Origin of the sequence: Desulfolutivibrio sulfodismutans DSM 3696 (assembly GCF_013376455.1) — a bacterium.
Taxonomy (GTDB): Bacteria; Desulfobacterota; Desulfovibrionia; order Desulfovibrionales; family Desulfovibrionaceae; genus Desulfolutivibrio; species Desulfolutivibrio sulfodismutans.
In genome coordinates, this window is sequence record NZ_CP045504.1 from 3,461,640 (window position 1) to 3,478,660 (window position 17,021).

Annotated in this window: 19 protein-coding genes and 1 other RNA gene; all 20 read left to right on the plus strand. The window is 62.0% G+C overall.

What is annotated here, in order from left to right; genetic code table 11:
- Positions 1-80: 80 nt before the first annotated feature.
- The 20 genes from GD606_RS15825 (at position 81) to rny (ending at position 16,946) form a co-directional block, all read left to right on the plus strand.
- Positions 81-1,121, plus strand: coding sequence for a rod shape-determining protein (locus GD606_RS15825; protein WP_163303093.1), 1,041 nt, complete (start codon positions 81-83; stop codon positions 1,119-1,121).
- Positions 1,122-1,209: 88 nt separating this feature from the next.
- Positions 1,210-2,136 (plus strand): rod shape-determining protein MreC, encoded by a 927-nt coding sequence (mreC, locus tag GD606_RS15830; protein WP_246298842.1) that lies wholly within the window; start codon positions 1,210-1,212, stop codon positions 2,134-2,136.
- A complete protein-coding gene (locus tag GD606_RS15835) occupies positions 2,133-2,603 on the plus strand; it encodes a hypothetical protein (RefSeq protein ID WP_163303092.1) in 471 nt (156 codons plus the stop codon). The genes mreC and GD606_RS15835 overlap by 4 nt, the downstream gene beginning before the upstream one ends.
- Complete coding sequence (gene mrdA, locus GD606_RS15840; RefSeq protein WP_163303091.1) at positions 2,593-4,425, plus strand: penicillin-binding protein 2; 1,833 nt, start codon at positions 2,593-2,595, stop codon at positions 4,423-4,425. Before GD606_RS15835 ends, mrdA begins: the two co-directional genes overlap by 11 nt.
- Before the next feature lie 23 nt (positions 4,426-4,448).
- Positions 4,449-5,564, plus strand: a complete 1,116-nt coding sequence (gene rodA, locus GD606_RS15845; protein ID WP_163303090.1) for a rod shape-determining protein RodA — start codon at positions 4,449-4,451, stop codon at positions 5,562-5,564.
- A 42-nt stretch (positions 5,565-5,606) separates the two neighbouring features.
- Positions 5,607-5,984, plus strand: coding sequence for a bactofilin family protein (locus GD606_RS15850; protein ID WP_163303089.1), 378 nt, complete (start codon positions 5,607-5,609; stop codon positions 5,982-5,984).
- A 143-nt stretch (positions 5,985-6,127) separates the two neighbouring features.
- Positions 6,128-6,553: a F0F1 ATP synthase subunit B gene (locus GD606_RS15855; protein ID WP_163303088.1), complete on the plus strand. Its 426-nt coding sequence runs from the start codon at positions 6,128-6,130 to the stop codon at positions 6,551-6,553.
- A 48-nt stretch (positions 6,554-6,601) separates the two neighbouring features.
- The gene (locus GD606_RS15860; protein ID WP_163303087.1) at positions 6,602-7,177 is read left to right on the plus strand and encodes a F0F1 ATP synthase subunit B; all 576 of its coding nucleotides are present in this window, start codon (positions 6,602-6,604) and stop codon (positions 7,175-7,177) included.
- Entirely contained in the window at positions 7,174-7,725 is a 552-nt protein-coding gene (locus GD606_RS15865) for a F0F1 ATP synthase subunit delta (RefSeq protein WP_163303086.1), read from the plus strand. The genes GD606_RS15860 and GD606_RS15865 overlap by 4 nt, the downstream gene beginning before the upstream one ends.
- Before the next feature lie 4 nt (positions 7,726-7,729).
- Positions 7,730-9,238 carry a F0F1 ATP synthase subunit alpha gene (atpA, locus tag GD606_RS15870; RefSeq protein WP_163303085.1) on the plus strand — a complete coding sequence of 503 codons (1,509 nt, stop codon included), beginning with the start codon at positions 7,730-7,732 and terminating at the stop codon, positions 9,236-9,238.
- Between the two features lie 18 nt (positions 9,239-9,256).
- The gene (locus GD606_RS15875; RefSeq protein ID WP_163303084.1) at positions 9,257-10,138 is read left to right on the plus strand and encodes a F0F1 ATP synthase subunit gamma; all 882 of its coding nucleotides are present in this window, start codon (positions 9,257-9,259) and stop codon (positions 10,136-10,138) included.
- 17 nt (positions 10,139-10,155) lie between these two features.
- On the plus strand, positions 10,156-11,559 hold the full coding sequence (gene atpD, locus GD606_RS15880; RefSeq protein ID WP_163303083.1) for a F0F1 ATP synthase subunit beta: 1,404 nt from the start codon (positions 10,156-10,158) through the stop codon (positions 11,557-11,559).
- A gap of 5 nt (positions 11,560-11,564) precedes the next feature.
- A complete protein-coding gene (locus tag GD606_RS15885) occupies positions 11,565-11,966 on the plus strand; it encodes a F0F1 ATP synthase subunit epsilon (RefSeq protein ID WP_163303082.1) in 402 nt (133 codons plus the stop codon).
- A gap of 99 nt (positions 11,967-12,065) precedes the next feature.
- The gene (locus tag GD606_RS15890) at positions 12,066-12,455 is read left to right on the plus strand and encodes a hypothetical protein (protein WP_163303081.1); all 390 of its coding nucleotides are present in this window, start codon (positions 12,066-12,068) and stop codon (positions 12,453-12,455) included.
- A 135-nt stretch (positions 12,456-12,590) separates the two neighbouring features.
- A complete protein-coding gene (locus tag GD606_RS15895; protein WP_163303080.1) occupies positions 12,591-13,022 on the plus strand; it encodes a F0F1 ATP synthase subunit epsilon in 432 nt (143 codons plus the stop codon).
- A 34-nt stretch (positions 13,023-13,056) separates the two neighbouring features.
- The gene (glmU, locus tag GD606_RS15900; protein ID WP_163303096.1) at positions 13,057-14,430 is read left to right on the plus strand and encodes a bifunctional UDP-N-acetylglucosamine diphosphorylase/glucosamine-1-phosphate N-acetyltransferase GlmU; all 1,374 of its coding nucleotides are present in this window, start codon (positions 13,057-13,059) and stop codon (positions 14,428-14,430) included.
- Between the two features lie 33 nt (positions 14,431-14,463).
- Positions 14,464-14,640, plus strand: a complete 177-nt coding sequence (locus GD606_RS15905; RefSeq protein ID WP_163303079.1) for a cell division protein ZapB — start codon at positions 14,464-14,466, stop codon at positions 14,638-14,640.
- A 76-nt stretch (positions 14,641-14,716) separates the two neighbouring features.
- Positions 14,717-14,974 carry a cell division protein ZapA gene (locus tag GD606_RS15910; RefSeq protein WP_163303078.1) on the plus strand — a complete coding sequence of 86 codons (258 nt, stop codon included), beginning with the start codon at positions 14,717-14,719 and terminating at the stop codon, positions 14,972-14,974.
- Positions 14,975-15,008: 34 nt separating this feature from the next.
- Positions 15,009-15,189: non-coding RNA, 6S RNA (ssrS, locus tag GD606_RS15915), on the plus strand.
- 197 nt (positions 15,190-15,386) lie between these two features.
- Positions 15,387-16,946 carry a ribonuclease Y gene (gene rny, locus GD606_RS15920; RefSeq protein WP_163303077.1) on the plus strand — a complete coding sequence of 520 codons (1,560 nt, stop codon included), beginning with the start codon at positions 15,387-15,389 and terminating at the stop codon, positions 16,944-16,946.
- The last annotated feature ends 75 nt before the right edge of the window (positions 16,947-17,021 follow it).

Consider the following 17,021-nt stretch of genomic DNA (forward strand, 5'->3'; position numbering starts at 1 on the left):
TTGACAACGCCCGCAGAATGAACGAACAACGGGCGTTTCACGATTTCCACCGCCGCGAAATGTGGGGGAAGAGAGGATATATGTCCAGAATTTTGGATCGGCTGCTCGGCCTTTTTTCGAACGACCTGGCCATCGACCTGGGGACGGCCAACACCTGCGTGTTCGTCAAGGGCAAGGGCATCGTTTTGTCCGAACCGTCGGTGGTGGCGGTCAAAAAGGACCACCGGGGCGTGAACAAGGTCTTGGCCGTGGGCATTGAGGCCAAGAAGATGCTTGGCCGCACCCCCGGCAACATCGTGGCCATCCGTCCCATGAAGGACGGCGTGATCGCCGACTTCGAGGTCACCGAGGCCATGCTGCGGCATTTCATCACCAAGGTCCACAACTCCCGGCGGCTGGTGCGTCCGCGCATCATCATCTGCGTGCCCACGGGCATCACCCAGGTGGAGAAGCGCGCCGTCAAGGAGTCGGCCCAGTCCGCAGGCGCACGCGAGGTCTACCTCATCGAGGAGCCCATGGCCGCAGCCATCGGGGCCAACCTGCCCATCACCGAACCCACCTCCAACATGGTGGTGGACATCGGCGGCGGCACCACCGAGGTGGCTGTGATCTCGCTGTCCGGCGTGGTCTATTCCAAGTCGGCCCGGGTTGGCGGCGACAAGATGGATGAAGCCATCATGCAGTACGTCAAGCGCAAGTACAACATGCTCATCGGCGAATCCACGGCGGAACAGATCAAGATCACGATCGGCTCGGCCCACCACTCCACCAGCACCGGGGAGATGGAGGTCAAGGGCCGGGATCTGGTCACGGGCATTCCGCAAAATATCGTGATCACGGCCGAAGAGGTGCAAAAGTCCATCTCCGAGCAGGTGGAGAGCATTGTCCAGGCCGTGCGCATCGCCCTGGAGCAGACGCCTCCGGAACTGGCGGCGGACATTGTGGACAGGGGCATCGTGCTCACCGGCGGCGGCGCGCTCCTTCGCGGGCTGGACCAGCTCCTTCGCGAGGAAACGTCGCTGCCCATCACCGTTGTGGATGACCCCTTGTCCACGGTCGTTCTCGGCTCCGGGAAGGCCCTAGACAATCTCGACGTGCTCAAGGAGGTCACGATAGATTAAGCCCACGCCGCAGCGGATCATTTTCGGCCTGCTTGTCGTCCTTTTTCTCTATCTTGGCCTTTTCACCTGGAACATCCGCACCGGATACGTGGATGCCCTGGCGAGCTATACGGGCCTGGAATTCGCCAAGTGGGTCTTGGCGCCGGGGAAATGGGCCGCCTCGCGGGTCTCTTCTTTCTGGGACCGCTACGTCTATTTCGTGGGGGTTCGAGAAGAGAACGACAGCCTGCGCGCCTCGCTCGCCGAGGCCACGCAGGAGCTCGTCCTTTTGCGGGAGAAGGCGGCCGAGGCCGAGCGCCTGGCCCGCATCCTGACCATCCGCCCCCCCGCAGGCTGGTCCCGGCAGGGGGCCAGGGTCATCTCCCACCGCCTGGGACCCAACGCCTCCCTGGAAACCGTGCTCCTGGACAAAGGGGCCTTGGACGGCCTGGAGGTCAACACCCCGGTTACCGGCCCGGACGGCGTCATCGGCCGCATCCTGCGCCTAAGCCCCACGGCGGCCACGGTGCTTCTGGTCACCGACCCCAACAGCCGCATCCCCGTCACCTCCCAGAAAAACCGCACCCAGGGCATCATCAAAGGCGAGGGGGCCAACCGCGAGATGGTTGTGCAATACGTGGCCCTGGGCGCGCCGCTGGAGGAGGGGGAGCTTCTGGTGACCTCCGGCCTGGAGGAGATCTTCCCCAAGGGGCTGCCCGTGGCCCGGGTGACCGAGGTGGGCCGCAAGGGGCCGTCGCTTTTCCAGACGGTCTATGCCGAGCCGCTGTTCGACGCCAGACGCCTGGAGGAAGTGGCCCTTTTGGCCAAGAGCGCGCAAGAGGACCGCGTCCAGGCGGAGCCAGGGCACGGGGGCGTGTCCGGGCAAAATGAGCCGACGCCGGACCCCATCTCCCACAGTCCTTCGACCAAGGTGGTGCCGCCGGACCCCTCGGGCCGGGCCCCGGGTCTGGAGCCGCCGCGTCCGGCCTCTGCGCCTGGGACCGCACGGAAAAAGCCGCCCCGGAGCAGCCCGTGAACGCCTTCGCCATCGCCTTCTGGTCTTTGTTCACCCTGGCGGGCGTCTGGCTGCAAGGCATCATTCCCGGGGTGGACTTCCTGGCCCCAGGGCTTATCCTGTGCCTGCAGGAGGAAAAATGGACGGTCTCGGCCTGGCTCGGGCTGGCCTGGCTTTTCATCCAGGAGGGCACGGGCAGCCTGGCCTTCGGCACGGGGCTTTTGTGGTATGGGGCGCTGGTCGGGCTGTATTATTTCGGCCATTGGCTGTTCGAGGCCAAGAATTTCTTGTTCATGTTCATCCTGGGCATCTGCCTTGGGCTCTTGCACCTCATCCTGTCCCACGTCATGGCCGTGCTCCAGGACTGGACCCTGCCGGCCGACAGGATTTTGGTGGAGGGACTCCTCCAGGCCTTGATTTTTCCCGTGGAATGGGGCCTTGTCTACCTGATTTACAACCATCTGCCGGAAAATCCCCATGCGGTTTGAGTCCGAAACCCAGCACGCCCCGCGCTCCGGCCTGATCCTTTTGCAGGTCATGGTCTTCGGGCTGTTTTGCCTGTTCACCCTGCGGTTTTGGTACCTCCAGGTGCACAAGGGGGAGCAGTTCGCCCAAAAAGCCCTGGACAACCAGATGCGCCAGGTGCTCATCGATTCGGCCCGGGGCCGGGTGTGGGACAGCACGGGCCGCCCCGTGGCCGTGAGCGAACCCTCTTTCGCCCTGGGGCTGGTGCGCGAGGACTGCGAGGACGTGGAGGCCACCCTGGCCAAGGTGGCCCAATGGACCGGGGCCGACCCCGCCGCCCTCATGGAGACCTTCAAGCGCGGCAAAAAGCGGGTCAAACCCTTCGAGCCCCTGATCTTGGTCACCGATCTGTCCTACGAAGCCCTGGCCCACATTGAGGCCAACGACATCTTCTGGCCGGGTCTTGAGATCGTGGTCCGGCAGAAGCGCCACTATCCCGAAGGGTCGCTGATGGCCCACATCCTGGGATATGTGGCCGAGGCCAACGAAGAGGAGTTGGAAAAAAACCAGGCCTTGTCCCTGGGCGACTCCGTGGGCAAGCAGGGCCTGGAACTGACCATGGAGAACTGGCTGCGCGGGGCCAAGGGCAAAAAGCAGGTCGAGGTGGACGCCCTGGGCCGCCAGCACAACGAACAGGTGATCGTGGAGCCGGCGGCGGGCAACAACATCGCCCTGTCCATCGACCTGGATCTGCAACGCCTGGCCGCCGGACTCTTGGACGGTCAGGCCGGGGCCATCGTGGTGCTCGAGCCGGATTCGGGAAAACTGCTGGCCCTGGTCAGCCAGCCCGCCTACGACAACAACCTGTTCGTTCTGGGCGTGCCCCAGGACAAATGGTCCGAGCTGCGCGACAACCCCATGCATCCCATCCAGAACCGCACCACCCAGGGCCTGTATCCGCCGGGATCGGTGTTCAAGCTCCTGGTGGCCGCGGCCGGGTTGTCCGAGGGGTTCATCACGTATAAAGACGGCGTGGTCTGCTCGGGCTCCTACCAGCTTGGCAACCGCAAGTTTCACTGCTGGAAAAAGGGCGGCCACGGCTATGTGGATCTGCGCCAAGCCCTGGTGCAGTCCTGTGACGTCTATTTCTACAAGCTCGGGGAACGCATGGGCATGGACCGCATCAACGCCTACGCCAAGGCCAGCGGCTTCGGCGTGCCCACCGGGGTGGATCTGCCCCATGAAAAGGCCGGACTCATCCCGTCGCGGGAGTGGAAGAAAAAACGTTTCGGCGAGGCCTGGACCCGGGGCGAGACCTTAAACGCCTCTATCGGCCAGGGGTACGTGCTGGTGTCGCCGCTGCAGGTGGCCCGGTACGTCGGGGCGCTGTTAAACGGCGGCAAGCTCCTCAAGCCCTCCCTGCTGCGCGACGAGCCTCCCGAGATCCAGGGGGTGCTGCCCCTGGCCGACGAACATCGGAGATTTTTGGTCGAAACCATGGTGGATACGGTCCAGGGCGGCACGGCCAGACGGCTTTTGCGTCCCGACGCCCGGGTGGGGGGCAAGACCGGGACGGCCCAGGTGGTCAAACTCATCAATGCCGACCAGCGCCGCAAGGCCGCCGACATGCCCTATAAATACCGGGACCATGCCTGGCTGGCCTCCTTCGGCGAAAAGGACGGCAAGCGCTACGTGGTGATCGTGCTCGTGGAGCACGGCGGCCACGGCGGCGAGGTGGCCGCCCCCATGGCCAAGGCCGTCTACGACTATCTTTTCGGCCCGCCCCCGGGAAAAACCGCCGTTCAGGCGGACCCCGTCATCCATCAACTGGAGGCCGGGGACTAAGCCCGGCGTCAGCGCGTACCCCCATGTCCCCCATCGACCGCAGACTCATCGTCAGCGTCAACTGGCCCCTCCTGATCCTGGCCCTGGCGATCTTCGCCGTGGGCGTCCTCAACCTCTATTCGGCCAGCGGCTTCCGCATGGGCGAGGAGGTGTCGCTGCAATCGTTTTTCAACAAGCAGATCATCTGGGGCGGCTGCGGCCTGTTCGCCATGCTGCTGGTGGTCCTGGTGGACTACAAGCACCTGGGCAACGTGGCTTGGCCGCTTTTTTTCGTGACCATCCTGCTTCTGATCCTGGTGCTTTTGACTGGCAGGACCGTGTCCGGGGCCAGACGGTGGATCGAGATCGGCAGTTTTAATTTCCAGCCAAGCGAACTGGCCAAGTTCGCGGTGCTCATCCTTGGCGCCAAGCTCTTGGCCAAAAGGTCCGAGAAGCTCGGCTGGATCGAGTTGTTCGCCGTGGTGGGGCTGGGGCTTGTTCCGGCCCTTTTGGTGGTCGTGGAGCCGGATCTGGGTACGGGCCTGAACATCTTGTTGCTTTTATGCGGGCTCATTTTGTACCGGGGCATCTCGGGGCCGGTGTTCAAGTCCTTGCTGGTGGCCGTGCCGGTGCTTCTGCCTTGCGGCTGGTTCGTGCTCAAACCCTACCAGAAGCAGCGCATTCTGACGCTTCTCGATCCGGAAAAGGATCCCCTGGGGACGGGCTACCATATCATCCAGTCGCGTATCGCCATCGGGTCGGGGCAGATGTGGGGCAAGGGTTTTTTGGAAGGCACCCAGAGTCAGCTGCGATATTTACCTGAAAAACATACAGATTTTGCATTGGCGGTGTTTGCCGAGGAGTGGGGTTTTGTGGGCTGCATCGCCCTTTTGGTCCTGTTTTGTTTTTTTCTTTTACAGATTTACTCCACGGCCAGAACCTCTAAGGATCGCTTCGGCAGTTTTTTGGCCGCCGGGGTCTTTTTCTATTTTTTCTGGCAAATCCTCATCAACATGGGTATGGTTTTGGGAATCATGCCGGTGGTGGGAATCCCCCTGCCGTTTATCAGCTACGGGGGCAGCGCCACCATCGTCAATTTTTGTCTGGTGGGAATCGTCGTCAATGTCTCCATGCGCCGGTTCGTGTTCAAGAAATCGTGAGCGTTGCGCCGGTACGGGGATGTGGCGGCAGAAGGGTGTTTAATGGGTAAAAACGAGATCAACGCCTTTCTCGGGGCCGGGACGTCCTACCAGGGTCGCCTGACATTCCATGGCATTGTGCGCATTGATGGCGAGTTCGACGGGGATATCGTCTCCGACGGCACGCTTATGGTGGGCAAATCCGCCAAGGTGTCGGGACGCATCCAGGTGGCCCGGCTTTTTTGCGGCGGCTTGGTGGAGGCCGAGGTGGCGGCGGCAGGCAAGGTGGTGCTGCACGAAGGCGGTATCTTTCGCGGCGTTTTGCGGACGCCGACGCTGGTGGTCGAGGACGGGGCCAAAATCGAGGGCCAGGTGGTCATGGGCGACTTTTCCGAGCCGCACGCGGCCATTTCATCCGCCGCCGCCGAACAGCCCGGATGACCGGGGTTTTCGGCCCGTGGCGCACGCCTGGCAGGCCCGTCAGGAGTCGCTATTTGGGAAAAAAGGCTTTACAGGCCGGGTGAAATCGGCTACAGGCGCTCTCTGACTTTGCAAAAAATTTCACAACCTCCCGGAGGGCGTCGATGATTGATCTTGACTACACCTTTCTCGTCCAGCTCATCAATTTTGTCCTCATCCTGATCCTCTTCAACGTGCTTCTGGTGGCGCCCATCCGGAAAATCATGAAACAGCGCGCTGATTTCATGGGTGCCCAGATGGAAAGCATCGAAAAATTCGCCTCGTCGTCGGACAAAAAGCTGGCCGACTACGAAAAGGCCCTGGATGACGCCCGTAAGGCCGCCACGCAGGATCGCCTGGCCCTGAAGCAGCAGGGGCTCGACCAGGAAAAAGATATTCTGGCCAAAGTCGGGGCGGATGTTGCCGAGTCGCTCGGCAAGGCCCGCACCGAGATCGCCTCGCAGACCAAGGTCGCCAAGAGCGCCCTGGAAGCTGGCGTGGACGCCATGGCGACAAAGGCCGTTGGCAGGATTTTAGGCGGCGTGGCGTAGGGACCGGTTCGGTCGCCGGGTATTTCCTAAGAGAAAGGGAGGGGTGCATTGAAAGGTTTCATCAAAGTGACCGCCGTGGGGGCGCTGTTGGTTCTGGCCATGGCCGCTGTCGCGTGGGCGTCGGCCGAAGGTGGCGAGGCGCACGGGCTCAACTGGAAGGATTTCGGGTTCCGCGTCATCAACTTCGTTTTGGTGGTTGGGGTCATCTGGAAACTGGCCGGGAAAAAGATGGGCGATTTTTTCCGTGGCCGTCGCGTGCAGATTGAAAACCAGCTCTCCGATCTTGAAACCCGTAAAGTCGAAGCCGAGAAACGCCTAAAGACCATTGAGGCCTCGATCGCCAATCTTGAGGCTGAAAAACGGCAGATCGTGGACGAGTACCGCAAGCAGGGCGAGGCGTTGCGCGACTCCATCGTTGCAGCCGCCGAAGAGAAGGCCGTCGCGATTAAGGCCCAGGCCGCCGTGACCGCCGAACAGGAAACCAAACTGGCCGTGGAGCGTCTGCGCGCCGAGATGGCCGACATGGTTGTGGATGCCGCCCGGGGGATGCTCGCCGGGAAGCTTTCGGAGAAGGATCAGGACAAGCTGGTGGATGAATATTTAACAAAGGTGGTGTTCAATTGACCGGGAACATTATCGCTCGCAGATATGCCAAAGCCCTCTTTTCCCTCGGGCTTGGGCAGGGCGGCGATGCCGTCTCCGCCTACGGCAAGGATCTGGAAGAGTTGGCTGCGGTCCTGGAGAAAGCGCCTGAGCTTATGCGGGTCTTCGCCAATCCCATCTTCGTCGCCTCTGAAAAGAAGGCGGTGCTGGACGGGGTGCTGGCCAAGCTCGCCGTAAGCCCCATGGTCAGGAATTTTCTGGGACTCCTGGCTGAGAAGGAGCGTCTGGCCTTCCTGCCCGAGATCGCGGTCTATTTTCGGACCCTCCTGGACGAAGCCCAGGGAGTGGTGCGCGGCCGGTTGGTCACCGCCCTGAACCTCGCCGAAGCTCGCCGGGATCAAATCAAATCCAAACTGGAGGCCCAGACCGGCAAGAAGCTGGTCTTGGACTTCGCTGTCGATCCGGAAATCCTTGGCGGCGTCATGCTCAAAGTCGGCGACAAGGTTCTGGACGCGAGCCTTCGCGCCCAACTGCAGATATTGAAAGAACAAATCAAGAGGGGTGATTAGGGCCATGCAAATCAAAGCGGAAGAGATCAGCCAGATTATCGAGAAGCAGATCCAGAATTACGAGTCTCGCGTGGAGATGAGCGAGACCGGGACCGTGCTGTCCGTCGGCGACCAGATTGCCCGCGTCTACGGCGTGCAGAACGCCATGGCCATGGAGCTTCTGGAGTTCCCCGGCGGCGTCATGGGTCTGGTGCTCAACCTGGAAGAGGACAACGTGGGTGTGGCCCTTCTGGGTGAAGACACGCACATCAAGGAAGGCGACCAGGTCAAGCGCACCGGGAAAATCTTCTCCGTGCCCGTCGGACAGGCCGTTGCCGGCCGGGTCATTGACCCCCTGGGCAACCCTATCGACGGACTGGGACCCATCGAAAGCAACGAAACCCGTAACGTCGAAATCAAGGCCCCGGGCATCATCGCCAGAAAGTCCGTGCATGAGCCCATGTACACCGGACTCAAGGCCATCGACGCCATGACCCCCATCGGCCGGGGACAGCGCGAGCTGATCATCGGCGACCGTCAGACCGGCAAGACCGCCGTGTGCCTGGATGCCATCCTGGCCCAGAAGGGACAGGGCGTGTACTGCTTCTACGTGGCCGTGGGTCAGAAGAAATCCACCGTCGCCCTGGTGGCTGAGACCCTGCGTCGCTACGGGGCCATGGAATACACCACCATCATTTCGGCCACTGCCTCCGAGCCCGCCTCGCTGCAGTTCATCGCGCCCTACTCCGGCTGCACCATGGCCGAGTATCACCGCGACGACGGCCGTCATGCCCTGATCATCTACGACGATCTGTCCAAGCAGGCCGTCTCGTATCGCCAGATGTCCCTGCTTCTGCGCCGCCCCCCAGGTCGTGAGGCCTTCCCCGGCGACGTTTTCTATCTCCACTCGCGCCTTCTGGAGCGCGCCTCCAAGCTCAACGACAAGCTGGGCGCCGGATCGCTGACCGCCCTGCCGATCATTGAAACCCAGGCCGGCGACGTGTCCGCGTACATCCCGACCAACGTCATCTCCATCACCGACGGTCAGGTGTACCTGGAGCCCAACCTGTTCAACGCCGGTATCCGTCCGGCCATCAACGTCGGTCTGTCGGTCTCCCGCGTCGGCGGCGCGGCCCAGGTCAAGGCCATGAAACAGGTCGCGGGCACCCTGCGCCTGGATCTGGCCCAGTACCGCGAACTGGCGGCCTTCGCCCAGTTCGGTTCGGACCTGGACAAGGCCACGCAGCTTAAGCTCAACCGTGGCGCACGCATGGTCGAGTTGCTCAAGCAGCCTCAGTACCGCCCCATGGCCGTCGAGGAGCAGGTGATTTCCCTGTTCGCCGGAACCCGGGGGTTCATGGACGATGTGCCCGTCGATGCCGTTCGCAAATTCGAGGAGGGTCTCCTGGAATTCATGCGCAACGCCAAAAGCGACGTGGTGGCGGCCATCAAGGAGAAGAAGGCGCTTGACGAGGCGCTCATCGCCAGTCTCGGCGCGGCCATCGAGGAGTTCAAGAAGGGCTTCAAGGCCTAGTGCCGGAAGGGGGAAGCCATGCCTGCGCTGAAAGACGTCAAGGTTAAGATAAACGCGGTCAAAAAGACCAAGCAGATCACCAAGGCCATGAACATGGTGGCCTCGGCGAAACTGCGCAACGCCCAGGCGCGCATCGAGCGCTTCCGGCCTTACGCCGACAAGTTCTACGAGATGCTCGGCGATCTGGCCAAAGGCGCGGATCCTTCGGTGCATCCGCTTTTGGAGCCGCACGCGGAGATAAAGACGGTCCTTCTGGTCGTCATCACCTCTGATCGCGGCCTGTGCGGGGCGTTCAACAACACCATCACCACCATGGCCCAGAAGCTGGCCCGCAAAAAGGCCGCCGAGGGCAAGACCGTCAAGGTCGTGTGCGTGGGACGCAAGTGCCGCGACGCCTTCCGCCGGTCTGAGTTCGAAACGGTCCAGGCCTACGTCAACGAGATGAACTCGTTCGACTTCACCCTGGCCACCCGGATCGGCTCCGAGGTCATCGGCGGATACGTCGGCGGGAAGTACGACGAAGTGGTCATGTGCTTTGGCAAGTTCATCAGCCTGGCCCGCCAGGAACCGACCCAGCTCACGGTGCTTCCCCTGTCCCCCGAGGAACAGGCTGACGCGCCGAAGGAGACCGGGGGCGGTTTGGAGTACATCTACGAACCGTCGGTGGAAGGGCTCCTTGCGGAGCTGTTGCCCCGGTTCATCAACGTCCAGCTCTATCGTGGACTGCTTGACACCTCCGCCAGCGAGCATGCCGCACGCATGCGGTCCATGGATAACGCCACCAGAAACTGCGACGACTTGGTGAGCTCGCTCACCCTGGTCTACAACAAGGCCCGGCAGGCGGCCATCACCAAGGAACTGATGGATATCGTCGGCGGTTCCGAAGCACTCAAAGGATAGGAAGGGGGCTAGTGTAAATGAGCGCGAATATCGGAAAAATCGTGCAGGTCATCGGCGCCGTCATCGACGTCGAGTTCCCCGAGGGCAAACTGCCGAGTATCTTAAACGCCCTCGACATCAAAAACACCAACAACGTCTACGCTCCCGACCTGGTGGTCGAGGTGGCGCAGCACCTGGGCGACAACGTGGTCCGGTGCATCGCCATGGACTCCACTGACGGTCTGGTGCGCGGCATGGAAGCCACGGACTCGGGCGCGCCCATCCGGGTGCCCGTGGGCAAAGCGGCCCTGGGACGCATTCTGAATGTCGTGGGACGCCCCGTGGACGAAATGGGGCCCGTCAATACCGACGTGACCATGCCGATCCACCGTTCGGCCCCGGCCTTCGTGGACCAGAGCACCAGCATCGAGCTTCTGGAAACCGGCATCAAGGTCATCGACCTCCTGATCCCCTTTCCCAAGGGCGGCAAAATGGGCCTGTTCGGCGGCGCCGGCGTGGGCAAGACCGTCGTTCTGATGGAGCTCATCAACAACATCGCCAAGCACCACGGCGGCCTGTCGGTCTTCGCGGGCGTGGGCGAGCGGACCCGTGAAGGCAACGATCTGTACCACGAGTTCAAGGACGCCGACATCCTGAGCAAGGCCTCACTTGTTTACGGCCAGATGAATGAGCCTCCAGGAGCCCGTGCCCGCGTGGCGCTGTCGGCCCTGACCTGCGCGGAATATTTCCGCGATGTGGAAGGACAGGACGTGCTGCTTTTCATCGACAACATCTTCCGGTTCACCCAGGCCGGTTCCGAAGTCTCGGCGCTGCTTGGCCGCATGCCTTCGGCGGTCGGCTACCAGCCGACCCTGGGCACCGACCTTGGCGCCCTGCAGGAACGTATCACCTCGACCAAAAAGGGTTCGATCACCTCGGTGCAGGCCGTGTACGTGCCCGCTGATGACTTGACCGACCCCGCGCCGGCCACCACGTTCTCGCACTTGGACGGCACCCTGGTCCTTTCGCGTCAGATCGCCGAGCTTGGCATCTACCCCGCGGTGGATCCGCTTGACTCCACCTCGCGCATCCTGGACCCTCTGGTCCTGGGCGGCGACCACTACGTCACGGCCCGCGAAGTCCAGCAGATCCTGCAGAAGTATAAGGATCTCCAGGACATCATCGCCATCCTGGGCATGGACGAACTCTCGGACGAAGACAAGCTCACCGTGTCCCGGGCCCGGAAGATTCAGCGCTTCCTGTCCCAGCCCTTCTTCGTCGCCTCGCAGTTCACCGGCAAGGAAGGCCGCTATGTGAAGCTTGAAGACACCATCAAGGGCTTCAAGGAAATCATCGAAGGCAAGCACGACGACATTCCCGAGGGCGTTTTTTACATGGTCGGCGACATTAACGAGGTCATTGAAAACGCCAAGAAAGGATAACTTCCATGGCACAGTTGCTCCTGGAAATCGTCACTCCGGACAAGCTTGTCCTGAGCCATAGCGTGGATTACGTGGGCGCGCCGGGCCTTCTGGGCGAGTTCGGCATCCTGCCCAACCACATCCCGTTTCTGTCGGCTCTGGGCATCGGCAGCCTGATGTACAAGATGAGCGGGAAAAACCACTTCGTCTTTGTCTCGGGCGGATTTGCCGAAGTCTCCGGCAACAAGGTCACGGTTTTGGCCGAAGTTGCCGAAAAGCCGGAGGACATCGACGTGGAGCGCGCCAGAAAGGCCCAGGAACGGGCCAAGGCGCGCCTGGACAAGGCCCAGGAAAACATCGACTTCGCCAGGGCCCAGGCCGCATTGCAGCGTTCCATCCTGCGCATGAAGGTGCGCGACGCAGCATAGCCGGGCCTTTGGGGAGCGCCCGCCCCGGCGGGAAAAGTGAGAGCACGCAATAACGGCGGGCCGCTTCGGCGGCCCGCTTTTTCATTCCCGGGAGCGCTTGTGGTCGTTATTTCCGCCGGCATCGTCTGGTTTCTCTTTTTGCTGATGGCCGTGATTTTGGGGCTGGTGCGAGACCGTGTCCTTGCGCCACGCCTGGGAGACGCCAGGGTACGACGCCTGATGACGGTGGTCCTGTGTCTTTTGATCTTTCTTTCCACCGGGATTATGGTGCAATATTGGAACGAAGCCACGGTATGGACAGCTTTTGCCGTAGGTGTAAGCTGGACAGCAGCCACCTTTGTTTTTGAATGCGCCATGGGACGGGTGGCCATGAAGTTGTCCTGGGACGAAATCCTGGCCGACTACAATGTGTGTCAAGGCAGATTGTGGCCGCTTGTACTGGTGTCAACCTTGACAGCGCCCGTCGTGTGTTGGTCCACAGTCATGTAATTTTTGATGAAAGGCAGGTTGTGAGCCCTTTCGTGCCTCTACAAATGATGGTAACCGATTTCAGATGGACACATGTTCGGGACACCCCGGCTGTTCGAAACAGCGGGAGGCGATCCCCCGGATGAAGGAGGCTCCATGGCCAGGAAATTGTTGCTGGAAGTGGTGACCCCGGAGCGGCTGGTTCTGAAACAAAGCGTGGACTATGTGGGCGCGCCGGGCCTTTTGGGAGAGTTCGGCCTTCTCCCCGGACACGTGCCGTTTTTGTCCGCCCTGGGCATCGGGAACATGATGTACAAGCAGGATGGACGGCCTCATTACCTGTTTGTGGCCGGTGGATTTGTCGAGGTTTCGGGGGATACGGTGACGGTCCTGGCGGAGGTTGCCGAACTGCCCGAGGAGATCGATCTGGAACGGGCCAAAAAGGCACGGCAGCGGGCCTTGGACCGTCTGGAGGCGGAACGGCGGGAGCGGATCGACTATGCCCGGGCCAAGGCGGCCTTGCAGCGGTCGATCATGCGCATGAAATGCCGGGAAGAGGCCACGCTGGCAGGTTCCGGCAGCAGATAATCATCATGTTGGACGTGGAGGGCGCACGATGACGATGTTTGCAGGGGTAGGCGGACTGGTTTTGGCTGCGGGCAAGGGAACCCGGATGCATTCCGAGACGCCCAAGGTGCTGCAGACCATCCTGGGCGATCCCATGTTGTCCTATGTCCTTCGGGCCTGCGCCCCGGTGTGCGAAGACAGGCTCCATGTGGTGGTCGGACACGGGGCGGATACGGTGCGCCAGGCCTTCCCGGAATGGGAAGGCCGCTTTGTGGTCCAGGACCGGCAGCTTGGAACCGGACACGCCCTGGCCACGGCCCTGCCGGTCCTCGTGGCCGCAGGATATGGGCATGTCCTGGTGGTCAACGGCGACATGCCGCTTCTGACGACGGATATTCTGGCCGGATTCGTGGCCAAGGCGTTGGAGATGGATTCCGATGTGGCCTTTGCGACCATCGAGCTTGACCAGCCAGGGGCCTATGGCCGGGTGGTTCGCACCTCGGACGGGGTGCGGATCGTGGAGGCCAAGGACCATGACCCGTCGCGTCACGGGCCTGCCACGGGGGAGATCAATGCGGGCCTGTATCTCCTGCGTCTGTCCGTGATCCAAAGACTCGTGCCGCTTTTGCGCAATGAAAATCAAAGCGGCGAATTTTACATCACCGATCTGGTGGAGATGGCCGCCCAGTCCGGCGGCGTGGTGGCGGCCATCAAGCGGGGACGGGACGCTGCCCTGCTGGGAGTCAATTCCCCCCGGGAACTGTCTCAGGCCGAAGAGGCCTTGCGGGCGGGCCGTGTGGACGACCTGTTCGATCAGGGGGTCTTGGTGCGCAATCCCGGACAGGTCCGGGTGGGGCCGCGGGTGACCGTCGCCCCGGGGGCGGAGATGACCGGTCCCTGTGAACTGTACGGCGGCACGGCCGTCGGGGCGGGGACGAAGGTGGGGTCCCACGTCTGGATACGCGACTGCACGCTGGCCCCGGGATGTGAAATACTGCCTTTTTCCCACCTGGACGGGGCCACGGTGGGCCCGCTGTGCAAGGTCGGCCCCTTTGCCCGCCTGCGGGCTGGGGCTGTCCTTTGCGAAGAGGCCAGGGTGGGAAATTTTGTGGAAGTCAAAAAGTCCGTCCTGGGCCGGGGCGTCAAGGCCGGACATCTGACCTATCTGGGCGATGCCGAGGTGGGGGCCGGAACCAACGTGGGGGCTGGAACCATCACCTGCAATTATGACGGCAAAAACAAACATGCCACGGTCATCGGCGAAAACGCGTTCATCGGCAGCAACACCTCCCTGGTGGCGCCCGTGACGATAGGTGCGGATGCGTTGATTGGCGCTGGTTCCGTCATCACCCACGACGTGCCGGATGGCACGCTTGCCGTAGCCCGGGGGCGTCAGAGCAATATCATGCGAAAACGGCCAGCGTCTTGATTTTCGCCGTGGAAGAGGCTAGGAATCATCTTTATGGATATATTCGAAGCCCTGGAAGATCGCGTGGAGCGCCTTTTAGCCAAGGTCAAGGCCTTGGAGGCCGAGAACAGTTCCCTTCGAGCCGAACTTGACGTGGAGCGGCAGGGACGTGATGCGATCACCACCAGGATCGATTCGCTCTTGAAACGGATTCAGGAGGAAATCGCTTAAACCCCGCCCAGCGCCCTGCCGTCGGAAGCATGTGTGGGTGGCGGTCTGAGGGGTCGTTTGGCGGGAAAACTGTGAGATGCCCAGCTACAACCTGGAGATCTTGGGCCTTACGCTCTCGTTCAAGACCGACGCGGAACCGGATCGCGTCGAGGCCGCCAGAATATTGGTGGAGGAACGATGCAAACTGCTCGGATCGGGCGGGAAAGCGCTCGGCAAGGAGAAGCTTTTGGCGTTCGTGGCCCTTGGATTGGCCGACGACGTGCTTATGTCTAATCAAAGGCTCGATGACGCGAGGGCGCGTATGGTCGGGCTTTTGAAGAAAATAGAAGAGTGACCGCCGGGCAGGCGGGATTTTGGCGATGATGTTCGTTTCCCTGGAGTGTGCGTGATCGACGATTCATTTTTGAGCCGATACTCAAAAATAGGATGCCGCGTGTTACGGTCGGTGTGCGAACCCGGGTCTCACCGGGGGGCCTGAAGGTCGTACCTTGGCGTCCACCTTGGCAACAAGGTTCAAAAAAATTGCCGACACGGCGCTCCGGGGAAAACGTTTCGGATCCCCGGGTAGAGCCCGACAGCCACGCCACGCGGCCTGGCCGGATTCCGAGACACCCAGATAGTCGCCGGATTTGCCTGACGCGGCAGGGCTCTCCCCTGCACGAACGCCCACGACTCTCCCCACCAGCGCCGAACCGACGGATCCGTCTCCGGTTTATGCGGAACTTTTCCGCTTTGAAGGAGCCGTCATGGATTTTTTTACCGTTTTCATCATCCTCGCGTCCCTGTGCGCCGGAGGCGCTGGCGGATATTACCTCTACCAGTTCATCTCCCAGAAGACCCTCAAGGAATCCCGCTCCCTGGCCGAGCGCATCCTGGAAGAGGCCAAAAAAGAGGCCCAGGCCCATAAAAAGGAATTTTTGGTCCAGGCCCAGGACGACCTGTTCCGCCAGAAAAAGGAACTGGAGGCCGAGTACAAGGACCGGGCCCAGACCCTTGAAGCCAAAGAGGCCCAGCTCTCCCGCAAGCAGGAGAAGCTCGAAGAGAAGCAGGAACAGATCGTGGAGCGGGAAAGCGAGATGTTGGGCGCGGAAAAACGCCTGGCCGGCCTGGAACGCACCCTCACCGAGAAGCAGGAGATCCTGGACCGCGCCTCCGAGGAACATCTGCAACGCCTCCAGGAGGTCTCCGGACTCACCGTGGAGGAGGCCAAGAAGCTGGTCATGGCCGAGACCGAAAGCCGCACCCGGCACGAGGCGGCCAAGATGATCCGCCAGATCGAGATGGAGGCCCGGGAGACGGCGGATAAAAGCGGCAAGAAGATTCTGGCCCTGGCCATCCAGCGGTATGCCGGCGATTTCGTGGCCGAGCAGACCGTCACCGCCGTGACCCTGCCCTCGGAAGAGATGAAGGGGCGCATCATCGGCCGTGAGGGACGCAACATCCGGGCCCTGGAAGCGGCCACGGGCGTGGACCTGATCATCGACGACACCCCGGAAACCGTCATCCTCTCCGCCTTTTCCCCCATCCGCCGCCAGGTGGCCAAGATGGCCCTGGAGCGCCTGATCACCGACGGCCGCATCCATCCGGCCCGCATCGAGGACATCGTCAAGAAGGTCGAACAGGAATTCGAGGTCAAGCTGCGCGAGATCGGCGAACAGGCCACCTTCGACATCGGCGTCCACGGCATCAACCCCGAACTGGTGCGCCTTCTGGGGCACCTGCAATACCGCACCAGCTATTCCCAGAACGTCCTGCAGCACTCCCTTGAGGTGTCCACCCTGTGCGGCATCATGGCCTCGGAACTGGGCCTGGATGTGAAAAAGGCCAAGCGGGCGGGACTGCTGCACGACATCGGCAAGGCCGTGGACCACGAGATCGAAGGCCCCCACGCGGTCATCGGGGCGGATCTGGCCAAAAAATTCGGCGAGGGCGGGGACATCATCCACGCCATCCAGGCCCACCACGAGGACGTACCGCCCAAATCCATCCTGGCCATCCTGGTCCAGGCCGCGGACAGCCTCTCCGGGGCCCGGCCCGGGGCCCGCAAGGAGCTTCTGGAGAGCTACGTCAAGCGTCTGGAGGAGCTGGAAAATCTGGCCACGGAATTCGAGGGCGTGACCAAGGCCTACGCCATCCAGGCCGGGCGCGAGATTCGCGTGGTCGTCGATTCCGACGCCATTGACGACGACAAGACGTTTCTTTTGTGCAAGGACATCGCCAAGCAGATCGAGGACAACCTCACCTATCCGGGACAGATCCGGGTCACGGTCATCCGCGAACGCCGGGCCGTGGGCTACGCAAAATAGGATTGGCGCACCCTGGCCGCGCCCGTGGCGCGGTCGGCCCGTATTCGGACGGCCCGTCCCCCCGGGGGGCGGCCG